This is a genomic window from Actinoplanes sp. NPDC019969 (genome assembly GCF_055562375.1).
In genome coordinates this window covers 15,183-28,650 of sequence record NZ_JBVHFK010000024.1, presented here as the reverse complement: position 1 = coordinate 28,650, position 13,468 = coordinate 15,183, and the positions used below count along the sequence as shown (strand labels likewise).

Here is a 13,468-nt window from a genome sequence, read left to right as displayed (position 1 = left end):
CCATCCCACGGCTGAAAATCTCCGGTTCTGCCACCCCGGCCGGGATCGGCGGTCAGGGTGACTGCGTGAGACGAGTGTCAGCGGCGTTCCTGTCTGTGCTCCTGATCCCCGCGCCGGCCGCACCGAAGGCGACCGCGCACGTCGTACGGCCCGGGGACACGCTGTCGCAGATCGCCGGGCGGCACGGCGTGCGGGTCGCTCAGCTGCGGGAATGGAACAGCCTGGGCGAGAACGAGCCACTACGGATCGACGGAATGGTGCGGCTGACCGCCCCGGCGGCTCCGCTCCCCGGCTGGAAGACCCTGGTGACGCGGGTGACCGCCGCCGAGGCCAACGGCAGCCCGGCGAAGCGGTGCCCGGTCCCGGCTTCCGAACTACGCCGCATCTGGGTGCGTTATCTCGGCTTCGACGGCCGGGCTCACACCGGCCACATCACCATGCACAAGAGTGTGGTCGCCCCCGTGCAGCGGGCGTTCGCCAAGCTCTACCGCTGGCGCTTTCCGATCATGGCGATGCCTCCTGCCGTACCGCCGGACAAGACGGTCCTGACCCTGGGCTACGAGTGCCGTTTCGTGGCCGGCACGACGACGTGGTCCCAGCATTCGTACGGCCTCGCCGTCGACATCAACCCCCGCCAGAACCCGATGATCCGCGGCACCTATCTGGATCCGCCGAACAGCCGCCCGTGGCTCACCCGCACCCACCACTGGGCCGGAATGATGCACGCCGACGGCGCCGTCCCCGCCTTCACCAGCGAGGGCTTCTCCTGGGGCGGCCGCTGGAAGACCTTGCGGGATTACATGCATTTCAGTACGACGGACCGCTGACGGTCACGCCCTCAGGGACACCTCGAGGTACGGGGAGAGCGCCCGCAGAAAGTCCGCAGCGTCGAAGATCGTGCCCGCGGAGGCGACCCCGGTGGTGCGGGTCCGGCCGTCGAGGAGGCGCTGGACGGCTTCGACGGCGAGGGGAGCGCTGACCGCGTAGATGTCGTGGCCCGTGGCGGAGGCGCGGCGCTCCTCATGACCGGATCGGATCAGGACGTCGACGGTGAACGTCTGGTCGGACGACGGGGGCGCTGCGGCGGTGGCCAGGTCGGTGGCTGCCGTCGTGGTCATGTAGGTGCGGATCTCGGGGATCGTGAAGTGGCTCGGCACGGTCACGACGTCGGCCATGGTGAAGTCGCCGAGCACCGGGCGGGAACCCAGCGGCGCGGGGAAGTCCCAGGTGAGGGCCGGCAGCGGGCCGTCGGCGGGATAGTGGTCGAGGCGTCCGCCGGTGTAGCGGACCCGCTGGCCGGCCCGCCGGTCACGGGAGACGGTTCCGGAGGCGAGGGTTCCGGCGGTCGGGTGCCAGTTGCTGAGCCCGTACGCGATGTGGACCTCGTCCGCGGCACGCCGGTCGCCCATCGCGGCGGTGACCAGCAGGTCGCCGAGGCCGCCGAAGAACGCCATCGCCGGGACCACCGGCACCCCGGCGGCGCGGGCCGGCTCGCTGAAGTGCGTGAACGTGTCGGCGTTCGCTTCGATCTCGGCGGCCACGTCCACGTAGGGGATCTTCGCGCGCAGGGCGGCCTCGATCACCGGCGCGGCGGTGGCGGCGAACGGCCCGGCGGCGTTGATCACCGCGTCGGCGCCGGCCAGGTCCAGCGTGCTGTCGGCGGCGGCCACCCGGTAGTTCGGGCCGACGGCGCGGAGTTTCGCCTCGTCCCGGCCGATCAGGAGCGGGTCGAACCCGCGGGCGAGTAGTTCGGCCACCACGAAACGGCCGGTGTGCCCGTACGCCCCGACCACCGCCACGATCTTCTGTGTCATCGATTGTTCCCCCTTCGACGACCATTCTTCAGCGCCCGGAACGGCAGGACGAGTGTCGGGAACGACAATGCCCGTACAGTTTCGGACATGACCGTGCTCGGGATCGCCGCCACCGACGGGATGCTGCACTTCGAGCTGGCCCTGGCCTGCGAGATCTTCACGCGTGACCCGACCGGGCTCGCCGACCCGTGGTACGAGGTGGTGGTCTGCGGCGACGGCCCGGTCCGCGCGGGCCGGTTCGGGATCGTGCCGGACGCCGGGCTGGACCGGCTGGCCACGGCCGGCACGGTGATCGTCCCGGCGGTCGCCGACGTCGACGCCGCGATCCCGCCGGCCCTGATCGGCGCGGTCCGGGCGGCGCACGCGGCGGGCGCCCGGATCGTGTCGCTGTGCACGGGCGCGTTCGTGCTGGCCGAGGCCGGTGTGCTGGACGGGTTGACCGCCACCACGCATTGGGCGCACACCGATGTGCTGGCCGAGCGCTATCCGCGGGTGACCGTCGACCCGGACGTGCTGTACGTGGACAACGGCGACGTGCTGTCGTCGGCGGGCAAGGCGGCGGCTGCCGATCTGTGCCTGCACCTGATCCGCCGGGACCACGGTTCGGCGGTCGCGAACGCGGTGGCGCGCCGCCTGGTGGTGCCGCCGCACCGGGCCGGCGGCCAGGCGCAGTTCGTCACCACCCCGGTGCCGGCGCGGGACGACCATCCGCTGGCCGCGGTGTTCCCGTGGGCGATGGAGCGGCTGGACCGCCCGCTGACCGTGGAGGATCTGGCCCGCCGGGCGAACATGAGCTCCCGGAACCTGGCCCGGCACTTCCGGGCGGTCACCGGCGTCACCCCGTCGCAGTGGCTGTCCACGCAGCGCATCCGGCGGGCGCAGGAGCTGCTGGAGAACACCGCGGACAGCATCGACGCGGTCGCCGAGGCGGCCGGCATGGGCACCGCCGCGACGCTGCGGCGGCACTTCCACCGTACGGTGGGGGTGCCGCCGGAGGCCTATCGCCGGTCCTTCCGGGCGTCATAGCGGGCCGGCGTCCTCCTCCCGGATCAGGCGGGCCGCCTCGAGCAGCAGGTCGCGCGGGATCGCCACGAGCCGTTCGCCGTCGCCGAGGGTGACACCGTCGACGTGCGTGTCGACGACGTGTCCCTGCACGAGAACGGTGTCGTGCCCGGTCCGGTAGACGGTAGGGCAGGTCCCTGTGCCGCAGAGGCCGACCACCAGTCGCGCGACCGGTGCGGCGGCCTTCTCGTGGTTCGTCATGACTTCACGGTAGGAACGCCGCCGACACCGGACAAGCGGGGCGTTTTAGCGAGTCGGCAGCATCAACTGCACGTAGTCGGCGAGGTGCCGGGTCAGGATCTCGTCGATGTCGGACACCGCGACCCGTTCCAGGGTCTCGAACGCGCGCCGGTAGGTGCGCACGGTCTCCCGCCCTTTCGACATCACGGTGGTGTTCAACAGGTCGACGCTGACGAGCCGGTTGTCGGCGACGTAGAACCCGTGCAGCGGCGCCATCGGCAGGGTCACGTCGTCCGGAAGGATCAGGATGTGCACGTTGTCCAGGGCGGACAGGTCACGCAGGCGCTGGATCTGGGCGATCATGTCGGCCGGCCCGCACACCCGGTTGCGCAGCACCTGCTCGGTGAACAGGAACCGGAACTCCCGGCCCGCCTCCATCAGGAGCTCGCTGCGTTTGATCCGGGCGGTGACGGCCTCGGAGACGGTGACCGCCGAGTCGGAGAGCCGGGCGTCCTCCAGCCCCTCGGTCAGGCCGGTCATCACGGACCAGGCGTAGCCGCTGGTCTGCAGCAGGCCGGGGATCACCGCCGGCTGGAAGATCCGCAGCTCCTTGGCGCCGGCCTCGATCCGGTTGATCTCGCTCTGGATGGTGGCCAGGCCGGGTTGTGCCCAGATCCAGTCGGTGACCCGGTTGTCGGCGTGCTCGGCGAGCTCCACCAGCCGCTCGATCTCGCCGGCCGGCAGCCCGAGCTCCTCGGCGATCATGCGCACGTCGCCCGGCTCGGCGGCGACCACGCCGTTCTCCAGGCGGGAGATCTTGGCCTGGCTCATGCCGACCCGGTCGCCGAGGGCCTGCCCGCTCAGGCCCAGTCGTTTGCGGCACCGCGCCAGGATCTGCCCGACCGCCTCGACGGGCGGGTCGGCCGGTTGAGGCGAGTCTGACACCGCACTCGCCCCCTTCCGTCTGGTCAGGAATTCATCTTATTCAGTAATCCGCATGGCCGCCTCGAGCAGCTCCACCGGAATCTCCACCAATTGCTCACCGGCCGGGACGTCGATGTCGACAGTGTCCGAGGCGACGGTGTAACCCTGCACCACCAGGGTGTTGCGGTCGGTCCGGTAAACGGTGGGGCAACTGCCGGGACCGCAGACCGTGGTGACGAGAGTCAGTTTCGGGGCGCCAGCGCCGATGCCGGGAACGCCCTTATTGTCAGAATTCACAAGCAGACGATAACGTCCCTTGTCAAGACCCGGCGGTCTTGTCGAATATTCGGCTTCGCGACCCACCTAACCACAACCTCGCTGGTACGCAAGGGTTGGCGTGGGCCACTTTGTTCACCCAGCGACATCGTGACGGGGACCGAGCTTATACATCGCGTCACCTGATCGGAAGCCCGGATTCACTCCGCCGCATGACGTTTGCGATCAAGCGCATAGAAGCGCATATTCATTGGTAAGGGTCACAGGCTGTCACTTCCCTCCAGCGTCGGATCACGGACGGTGATCAACCACGACCCATCAGGTGCATATGCGCGGCGATCCCGCGCGGACACCCGGATCGGAGGCTGTCATGTCCTTCCTTCTCTCCTCACCCGCGTTACCAGCGATCACCACGTCGCTGCTGTCACAGCCCGTCCTCTACCTGACGGTCGCCGCGGTCTGCCTCGTCGTCGTCCTCCGCTTCCTGAAGCGGGCGATGGCACCGATCGGGCAGCTCATCCAGGCGGTCGCGGCCGCGGCGACGGTCGCCTTCGCCGCCACGATCGCCCTCGCGATGCTCGTCGCGGCCGCCGTCGCGACGTTGCGCTGAGCGCGGGAGGTCCTCGAGATGCCCGGCTACCTGGTGTTGATCGCGATCGGCGCGCTCGCGGTGATCGTGATGACCGAGATCGTCGCGGCCGCGCTGCCGGTGGTCATCGTGATCACGGTGGTTCCGCCGGAGGAGCGGGAGGCGCTCGCCCGGCTGCTGGCCGCCTGTGACAGCTCCCGCAGGCTCCGCCTGTGGCCGGCGCTGCGGCTGGCCGTACGGGAGCGCCGCAAGCAGTTGACCCACTAGTCGATCATGACGCGGTTCCGGCCGGCCTCCTTCGCGCGGTAGAGCGCATGGTCGGCCCGGGCCAGCAGCTCGTCCAGGGTGGTGTCGCCGGGGGCGAGCTGCGTCAGGCCGACGCTGATGGTCACCGGGATCGGGCCGGCCCCGGTCGGGACCGGTTCGACGGAGACCGCCTGGCGGATCCGCTCGGCCAGCTCGGCGGCGTGACCGTCGTGATCGGGCAGCACGGCGGCGAACTCCTCACCGCCGTACCTGCCGAGCACATCGGAGTGGCGCAGGCAGCCACGGATCCGGGCGGCGACGGTACGGATCACCTCGTCGCCCACCCCGTGCCCGTACGTGTCGTTGATCGACTTGAACTTGTCGATGTCCAGCATCACGGCCGCGAGCTGGCGCCCGTTGCGCGCGGCCGCCTGCACCAGCGCCCCGGAGATCGCGTAGAAGTGCCGCCGGTTGTGCTGGCCGGTCAGCTCGTCGGTGGTGGCCAGCTCCTGGACCCGGCTGAACAGGCGGGCGTTCTCGTACGCCGCCATCCCCTGGGTGGCCAGCGCCGCCGCGACCTGCCGGCTGGTGTCGTCGAGCAGGCTGCCGCCGACCAGCACGGCCCCGGCCGGGCCGTCCCGTCCGGTCAGCGGCACGGCCAGCGCGGCGGGGGCGCCGGCGAGCATTCTCTCCCGTACCCCCGCGGTCTCCGCCGGATCCAGCAACTCGGGCGCCTCGCCCAGGGTGAGCTGCAGTGTCGCGCCGACCGCCTCGGGCGGCGCCGAGCCGACCACCGACAGCACCTCGCCGTCCCGGCTGATCAGGCAGCCGGCGGTGGCGCCGAGCTGGGTCTGCAGGGTGCCGGACAGCTGCCGCAGCAGGCGGTCCGGCTCCAGGATCGCGCTGAGCTCGGCGAGGCTGGCCCGCAGCATCTCGGCGAGCGCCTGCTGCTTGCGCGCCGCCTCGACGGCCGAGTGCAGCTGAGCGGCCCGGGCGGTCTCCAGCGACAGCGCGACATGGCTGCTGACCGCGGTGAGCACGGCGACGTCCTCGTCGGTGAAGATGCCGCGGGCGAGCCGGCTGTCCAGGTAGACGACGGCGACGAGGCGGCCCTTGAACTGGACCGGGGCGATCAGGATGCTGCGCAGGCCGTGCACGACGGCGCTGCGGGAGCCGAGGGCGGCGCCCTGTTCGGTGCCGGTGACGACGACGGCCTCACCGGTCTCGGCGACCCGGCGGACCAGGCTGGCGCCGTACTCGCCGGTCTCGGCGAGGTCGCCGGAAGCGTCCCGGCCGGCGTACCGGACCGGCGTGCCGGCCTCGTCGAGCAGGAAGAAGATGGCCCGTTCGGCGCCGAGGATGCGCAGCATCTCGTCGAGGGCGACGCTGGCCAGCTGCTGCGGGTCGAGGATGGTCGCGGCGGCCGCGCCGACCTGCTGCAGCGCGTCCAGGTGCCGGTTGCGGCCGGAGGCGGGGCGGCGTTCGGCGACGGTCCGGCGATGCGTCCCGGCGCCCTCGTCCACCCCGAATTCGGTACGGGTCTGCCGCCGCCGCTGCTCCCACCCGTGGAACATGGTCATCCCGAGCGCGAACCGGGCCTGCCGGTCGGCCTCGTTGGTCATGCCCATCGCCCGCATGGCGCGCGCCCGGATCCGGAACACCTCGTACTGGATGAACGGCGCATCGACCTGCCGCAGCCGCCGCTCGGCCTCGTCGGCGACCTTGACGCAGCGCTGCGGCTCCCCGGCGGCCAGGAGCAGCGACGCCGAGGTGGTCAGGTGGACGCTGCGCAGCAGCGGGGTGCCGCCGACCCGGCCGAGGTCGCGGATCGCGGCGCGGGCCACGGCGAGGCGGGCCGGGCGGTCGGCGTCGGCGGCGTACCGGAACTGGATGAGCCGGGCGTGCGCCCGGTACACGTACAGCCACCGGTGCTGCGGCATCAGCTCGCCGCGGCGCAGCCCCAGCGCGAAGAACTCGTCGAAGACCTCCTCCAGCTGCGGGCCGACCTCGCCCTGCTCGACCAGGAAGCAGGCGGCGGCGGTGAGGATGTTGGCCCGCTGGACCCGGGTGCCGGCGCCCGGCGGGAACGCCTCGCGCAGCCGCTTGAGGGCGGCCGCCGCGTCGCCGAACCGGCTCTGCCCGGCCGGGACCATCACGCTGAGCATGCCGAGGGAGGTGCCCAGCGCGAGAGCCGGGTCGGCGAGGTGGCCGACGCCGCGCTCGTACTCGCGGGCCGCCTCGTCGACGTAGCCGCGCAGCAGGTAGCGCAGGCCCAGGGTGGCGTACCCGGGGATGAGCTGGGCCGGGACGTACCAGCGGGCGTTGCGGGTGATGGTCTTCTCCCACACGCTGCCGTCGTCGGCGCCGCTGAACAGCAGCGCGCAGCCGCGCATCCACTCGACGTAGGCGCCCAGGCCGGGATCACCCAGCTCATCGGCGACGGCGGCGGCCCGGCGCAGGCAGCGGTCGCTCGCGCCGCGCAGTTTGATCACCGCGGTGACGTAGCCGATCAGGCTGTACACCCGGACGTACTCGGGGCAGGGCCCGAGACGGTTCACCGCGTACAGGGCCCGGAGCGCGAGCAGCCCGGCCTCCTTCAGGCGCAGGCCGAGCGCTGCGGCATAGCCGCCGGCGTCGAGGACGGCGGCGAGCGCGGCGAGCGCCTCCCGGTTGCGGCCGCGTGCGGTTCCGAAGCCGATTCCGGTACGCCGGACGAGTCCCCCCACGAACGCGATGAACAACGTCGTGACCAGCGCCAGCACGCCCCCGGGCAGCGGCCGGCGCAGCTCCCACAGGGCCTTGCGGGTGGTGTCCAGGGCCTTGTCGTCGGCCCATACCGTGTGGTGCCGTTCGATCCGGGTGGTGAGCAGCCGGGCCCGGATCACCCGGTCGGTCTCGCCGTCCACCGCCCGGTCGAGCACCGCGTCGGCCTCCTCCAGCCGCCCGGCCCGCAGCAGCGCCTGGGCCAGCACGTGCAGCAGGTCGGTGGCCGGCGCCGGGTCCCCGGTGACCGCGTCGGTGAGGTAGTCGATGGCCTCGGCGGGCGCCTGGTCGGCAAGGGCCCGGCGGCCGGCCGTGGCGGCGCTGCGGCGGCGGTCGGCGGGCGGCGCGGCGTCCCCGGCCTGGCGCAGGTGACGGGCGACGGCGTACGCGTGCCCCTCGTCCCGCAGCTCCTCCGGCAGCTGTTCGAGGGCCCGGGCCACGTCGGCGTGCATCCGCCGCAGCCGCTCCTCGTCGAGCCGTTCCAGCAGCACGTCACGCAGTTGCGGGTGGACGAACGCGTACCAGCCGCCGGGCCGGGACTCCAGCACGTGCCGGTCGGCGGCGGCCGCGAGCGAGTCCAGCACCGGGTCCGCGCCGGTCCCGGTCGCGGTTCGGTGTGTTGAGTTCGGCCGTGATACGCACCCGAAGTCAACACGCGAGGTCTCGCCGAAGGCGAGCAGGGTCTCGGGGCGGAACCGGATGCCGGCCACCGCGGCCACGGTCAGACAGTTCAGGGTGACCTCGGACAGCCCGGTGAGCCGGGTGGCGATCACGTCACGGATGTCCGCGACCGGCGGCAGCGCGTCGGCGCCGGCGATGTCCAGGCGCCAGGTGCCCCAGAACGGGCTGAGCAGCCCGGCGTCGAGCAGCCGCAGCAGGTGGCTGACCACGGCCAGCGGGGTCCCGTCGGTCCGTGCGGTCACGTGCCGGACCAGGTCCACGGTCACCTCGGCGCCGGGCAGCCGGGAGGCGATCACGTCGGCGACCGACGGGGCGGGCAGCGGGGCGCAGGTCACCTCGAGCACGCCCGGGCCGTCCAGCCCGGCCGCCGGGTCGGGCACGCCGTCCGGGGCGGTGAGCAGCACCAGCACCGGCAGGCCGGACAGTTCGGCGGAGAGTTTCTCCAGCAGTTGCCGGGTACCGGAGTCGACGTGCTGGGCGTCGTCGACGACCAGCAGCAGCCCGCCGGAGCGGGTGGCCAGCTCGCCGATGAACGCGGTGCCCGCCCCGAGCACGTGCTCGTCGCCGCCGGAGGCGGGTTCGCCGGCCACCGGCAGCACGTCGCCGAACAGCCGGGCCAGCAGGCCGGCGCCGGCCACCGCGGTCGCCGCGGCGACCTGCTCCTCGACGACCGCCCGCTGCTGCGGCGGCAGCCGGCGCAGCCCGGCCCGCCAGGCGGCGGTCGCCTCGCGGACCACGGCCAGCGGGGACGCCTCGTCCGGGCGGCCGGTCGCCCACAGCACCGGCAGGCCGGCCGCCGACGCCTCGGCCGCGACCTCGGCGGCGAGCCGGGTCCGGCCGGAGCCGGCCGCGCCGCGGATCACCGCGATGCCGCCCTGCCCGGCCCGGGCCCGTTCCCAGCGGCGGGACAGGCGTTCCGCCTCGGCGGCCCGCCCGCGCAGCGGCCAGCCGGAGACGGCGGGCTGGTCAGCCGTGGCGCCGCCGGGGCAGCCGCGCAGGTCGGCCAGGAGCGCGACGGCGTCCGGGTAGCGGTCGTCGGGGTCCTTGGCGAGCAGCCGGGACACCACCGCGGCCAGCGCCGGGTCGATGCCGGGGCGCAGCGGCGCCAGGTCCGGGACGGGCGCGGCCAGGTGCAGGCGCAGCAGCTCACCGACGTCGTCAGCCTCGAACGGCAGCCGGCCGGTGAGGCATTCGAACAGCACCACGCCGAGCGAGTACAGGTCGGAGCGGCCGTCGACCGGGCGTTTGAGCATGCCGGACTGCTCCGGTGACGAGTACAGGAAGGTGCCGACCGCCTCGTCGGCGTCGCCGCGCTCGTCGCCGAGCTGGGCCAGGCCGAAGTCGATCAGGGTGGCCGGCTGGTCCGGGCCGACCATGATGTTGCTGGGTTTGACGTCCCGGTGCACCAGGCCGAGGCGGTGCGCGGCGGCCAGGCCGCGGGCCAGCCGGGCGGCCATCGCGACCACCCGGTCCTCGGCCATCATGCCGCCGGCGAGCTGGTCGGCGAGCGAGCCGCCGGCCAGGTGGTCGAGCACCAGCGCGGGCACCCCGTCAAGGTCCCCGACCGCGTGCACCCGGACCACGCCGGGGTCGTCGATACAGGCCAGCAGCGCCGCTTCACGGCAGAGTTCGGTACGGATCCGCGGGTACTCGCTCGCGTCGGCGAGCGGCCGTTTCACCGCGTACCAGCGGTCGCCACGGCGGCCCCGGTGCACCATCGTGAACGCGCCACGGCCGAGCTCGTCGACCAGTTCGATACCGGTCAGCCCTGTTTCCGTCACTTGCCACTCATTCCGCGTCCGGCGTCACTCTTCTGTTCGGCCGAAGCCGGGCACACCTGAACCGTGATCGTGTCGGCCAGCAACATGGTCAGGTTCGCCGCCGGGACCGGCCGGGCGAAGTGGTACCCCTGGGCCCGCTCGCAGCCCAGGTCCCGCAGCAGGTTGGCGTGGTAACCGGTCTCCACCCCTTCGGCGACGGTGGTCAGGCCGAGCCCGGCGGCCAGGTCGACGATCGCGCGGACGAGGGCGGCCTGCTGGGTGTCGGTGTCGTCGGCCGGCATGAACGAGCGGTCGATCTTCAGCACGTCGATCGGCAGATCCCGAAGGTAGGCCAGCGACGAGTAGCCGGTGCCGAAGTCGTCGATGGCGACCCGGACGCCCTCGGCCCGCAGCGCGCTCAGGTGCAGCAGCGCCTGCTGGGCGTGCGCGCCGGACCGGACCAGCACCCCTTCGGTGATCTCCAGGGTGAGCGCGGTCGCGGGCAGGCCGCTGTCCCGCAGGGCCGCGAGGGCCTTCGCGGTGAACTGCGGATCGATGAGCTGGCGCGGCGAGACGTTGACGGTGACCGTGGTGCCCCACCTCCGGTGCCAGGCGGCCGCGTCGGTGCAGGCCCGCCGCAGCACCCACTCCCCGAGGGCGACGATCAGGCCGCTGTCCTCGGCGGCCGGGATGAACCGGTCCGGGCCGATCGGCGGCTGTCCCGGCGGCAGCCAGCGCACCAGCGCCTCGACCGCCACCGGCCGGGCGTCGTCGAGGGCCACGATCGGCTGGTAGTGCACGGCGAACTCGTCCGCGGCGACGGCCGCGCGCAGCTTCTCCAGCAGGCGGATCCGGTCGGCCTGCTCCTGGCGCATCGCCACGTCGAAGACGGCGGCCTGGTCCTTGCCGGACGCCTTGGCCGCGTACAGGGCCAGGTCGGCGTCGCTGAGCACCTGGACCGGGTCGGCCAGCCGGTCGAAGACCCGGATGCCGGCGCTCGCGGTCACGTGCAGCGACTGCGCGGCGGCCGGCACCGGCTCGCGCAGCGCGGCCAGCAGCAGCTCGCCACGGGCCGCCGCCTCGGCCGGCCCGGCGCCGGGCAGCAGCAGCGCGAACTCGTCGCCGCCGAGCCGGGCCACCGTCGCGTCGGCGCCCGCCAGCTCCCTCAGCCGGCTGCCGACCGCGATCAACAGGGCGTCGCCGGTCGGGTGGCCGAGGCGTTCGTTGACGTCCTTGAAGCCGTCCAGGTCGATCAGGATCAGCGCGCCGTCCCGGCCCTCGACCCGGTGCTGCAGCTCGGTGCGGTTCGGCAGGCCGGTGAGGGCGTCGTGCCGGGCCTGGTGGCTCAGCTCGCGCTGCAGCCCGTCCTGCTCGTCGAGGGCCTCGTACAGGCTGGCGGCGCGCCGGTCGGCCAGCCCGCTGGTGTGGGTGAGCCGGACCACCAGCAGCAGCGCGGTGAGCGCGGTCGCGCCGATCGGCACGGCCATGTCCATCCGGTCCAGGTCGCGGGCCGGGTCCTCGGTGAGGAGCAGGTACGCGGTGGCGGCCGGCCCGATCATGACGAGGGCGATGTTGGCGGCCACCGACGTCCAGGCGCGGTGGCGGCCGGCCGCGCGGGTGCTGATGCCGCCCGCGTCCGGGCGCCGGGCGGCGGCGCCGATCAGCGCGAACGCCAGCACCCACCCGGTGGCGCTCCAGCCCGGCCCGGACCAGTCGCCGCCGGCCGCGACCGAGAGGAAGCAGAACACGTCGGCGACGGTGAGGACCACGACCGCGCCGAGCAGGGCCAGGTCGGAACGGGTGAGCCGGCTCCGCACCGCGATCAGGCGGGTGGCGGCGGCGAGGACCAGCAGGTCAGCGGCGGGGTACGCGATGATCCCGGTCGCGCCGGTCCACGGCCCGCCGTCGTGCACGAACGGGTCGTAGAGCAGCACCCACATCACCACGACGCCGGTGCAGAGCATGACGCCGGCCTCGGTGAGCCCGCCCCAGCGCGCGCCCCGGGTGTCCGGCACGGCCAGCAGCCCGGCCGCGAGCAGCGGGTACATGGCCAGGTAGACGATGTCGACCAGGGTCAGCGCGTCCGGCACCGGCAGCCCGGCGGCCAGCCCGAGACCCCAGATCGCGTTCGCGCACGCCGAGCAGAGCATGGCGGCGCCCAGCGGCCACCACGCCCAGCGCCGGGCCCGCGGGTGGCGGCGCAGGCCGTCCCGCACCGCGGCCAGCGCGGTCAGGGCGACCACGACATAGGCGGCCTGACGTGCGGCGTCGCCGAGCAACGGCGTCAGCAGCGCGAGCAGCACGCCCGCCAGCAGCAGCGCCCGGCCGCCACGATTCCGGTCCCCCGTCGACTCCACCCGATCACCATCGCCCGCCCCGGGTGCGGACCGGTTGCCGGAGCGGATCGCCCGGGTGTCAGAGGGTCGCGGCCAGCTTCTGCAGCGCGTCCTTGGCGCCGGTGGTGAGCGGCTCGCCGTGGCCGGGCAGGATCGCCTGGACGTCCAGGGCGGCCATCCTCTTCACCGAGGCGGCGGCCTTGGCCTGGTCGAAGGTGTACTCCGGGGCCGAGCCCTGCAGGCCGTCCTGGTTGCGCAGCGCGTCCCCGGCCACCAGCACGCCGGTCTGCGGCTCGAAGATCGACACGTGGCCCAGGGTGTGCCCGGGCGTGCCGACGACCTGCAGGCCGAACACCTCGTCGCCGTCCTTGACCGCCCGCAGCTTCTTGCCGCCCGGCTCGCCGATCCCGGTGACGTCATCGGTCCCCGCGTACAGGGTGGCGCCGACCAGCGGCGCGATCTCCGGGAGCCCGCCGGCGTGGTCCTGGTGCTGGTGGGTGAGGATCACGTGCTTCACCGCGGCCCAGCCCAGGCCGGCGGCTTTCAGCACGTCCTCGACCGCGGTGGCCGAACCGGCGGTGCCGGTGTCCACGACCGCCACGTCGCCGCCACGGATCAGCAGGTAGACGGAGACGAAGGACAGGTCGACCCGCTGCCAGTCGCCGGTGACGGCGTTGCCGGCGGCCGAGGACGCCGGACCGGCCGACGGGGTGGCGCCGCCGGCCGGCGGTGGATCGGCCTTGGTGCAGCCGGTCAGGGTGTTGAGGACGGTCACGCCGAGCACGCCGGAACCGGCGGTGAGCAGGAGCCTGCGGTTGAGCCTCAGATCACTCATCC

The 13,468-nt window shown here is 73.3% G+C and carries 11 protein-coding genes; 4 read left to right on the top strand and 7 right to left on the bottom strand.

Annotation, left to right across the window (positions count from 1 at the left end):
• Positions 1–65: 65 nt before the first annotated feature.
• A complete protein-coding gene (locus ACZ3II_RS41600) occupies positions 66–827 on the top strand; it encodes a M15 family metallopeptidase (RefSeq protein ID WP_465526043.1) in 762 nt (253 codons plus the stop codon).
• Between the two features lie 3 nt (positions 828–830).
• On the opposite strand, the gene ACZ3II_RS41595 is transcribed toward ACZ3II_RS41600, so the two are convergent.
• Complete coding sequence (locus ACZ3II_RS41595) at positions 831–1,814, bottom strand: saccharopine dehydrogenase NADP-binding domain-containing protein (RefSeq protein ID WP_465526041.1); 984 nt, start codon at positions 1,812–1,814, stop codon at positions 831–833.
• Between the two features lie 87 nt (positions 1,815–1,901).
• Here ACZ3II_RS41595 and ACZ3II_RS41590 point away from each other — a divergent pair, with 87 nt between their 5' ends.
• Positions 1,902–2,840: a helix-turn-helix domain-containing protein gene (locus tag ACZ3II_RS41590; RefSeq protein WP_465526039.1), complete on the top strand. Its 939-nt coding sequence runs from the start codon at positions 1,902–1,904 to the stop codon at positions 2,838–2,840.
• Here the strand turns inward: ACZ3II_RS41590 and ACZ3II_RS41585 are convergent.
• Genes ACZ3II_RS41585 through ACZ3II_RS41575 form a run of 3 tightly spaced genes read right to left on the bottom strand, consistent with a single transcriptional unit; the run spans position 2,835 to position 4,277 of the window.
• The gene (locus ACZ3II_RS41585) at positions 2,835–3,077 is read right to left on the bottom strand and encodes a hypothetical protein (RefSeq protein ID WP_465526037.1); all 243 of its coding nucleotides are present in this window, start codon (positions 3,075–3,077) and stop codon (positions 2,835–2,837) included. The genes ACZ3II_RS41590 and ACZ3II_RS41585 overlap by 6 nt on opposite strands.
• Positions 3,078–3,122: 45 nt before the next feature.
• On the bottom strand, positions 3,123–4,001 hold the full coding sequence (locus ACZ3II_RS41580; protein WP_465526035.1) for a helix-turn-helix domain-containing protein: 879 nt from the start codon (positions 3,999–4,001) through the stop codon (positions 3,123–3,125).
• A gap of 36 nt (positions 4,002–4,037) precedes the next feature.
• Complete coding sequence (locus tag ACZ3II_RS41575; RefSeq protein ID WP_465526033.1) at positions 4,038–4,277, bottom strand: hypothetical protein; 240 nt, start codon at positions 4,275–4,277, stop codon at positions 4,038–4,040.
• A 349-nt stretch (positions 4,278–4,626) separates the two neighbouring features.
• Between ACZ3II_RS41575 and ACZ3II_RS41570 the strand changes: the two genes are divergently transcribed.
• Positions 4,627–4,866 carry a hypothetical protein gene (locus tag ACZ3II_RS41570; RefSeq protein WP_465526031.1) on the top strand — a complete coding sequence of 80 codons (240 nt, stop codon included), beginning with the start codon at positions 4,627–4,629 and terminating at the stop codon, positions 4,864–4,866.
• An 18-nt stretch (positions 4,867–4,884) separates the two neighbouring features.
• Positions 4,885–5,112, top strand: a complete 228-nt coding sequence (locus tag ACZ3II_RS41565) for a hypothetical protein (protein ID WP_465526029.1) — start codon at positions 4,885–4,887, stop codon at positions 5,110–5,112.
• On the opposite strand, the gene ACZ3II_RS41560 is transcribed toward ACZ3II_RS41565, so the two are convergent.
• The 3 genes from ACZ3II_RS41560 to ACZ3II_RS41550 are packed head-to-tail and all read right to left on the bottom strand — an operon-like array spanning position 5,109 to position 13,466.
• Positions 5,109–10,316, bottom strand: a complete 5,208-nt coding sequence (locus ACZ3II_RS41560) for a diguanylate cyclase (RefSeq protein WP_465526027.1) — start codon at positions 10,314–10,316, stop codon at positions 5,109–5,111. The two genes, ACZ3II_RS41565 and ACZ3II_RS41560, sit on opposite strands and share 4 nt — an antisense overlap.
• Entirely contained in the window at positions 10,313–12,652 is a 2,340-nt protein-coding gene (locus ACZ3II_RS41555) for a putative bifunctional diguanylate cyclase/phosphodiesterase (RefSeq protein WP_465526025.1), read from the bottom strand. The genes ACZ3II_RS41560 and ACZ3II_RS41555 overlap by 4 nt, the downstream gene beginning before the upstream one ends.
• A 58-nt stretch (positions 12,653–12,710) precedes the next feature.
• On the bottom strand, positions 12,711–13,466 hold the full coding sequence (locus ACZ3II_RS41550) for an MBL fold metallo-hydrolase (RefSeq protein WP_465526023.1): 756 nt from the start codon (positions 13,464–13,466) through the stop codon (positions 12,711–12,713).
• Positions 13,467–13,468: the final 2 nt, after the last annotated feature.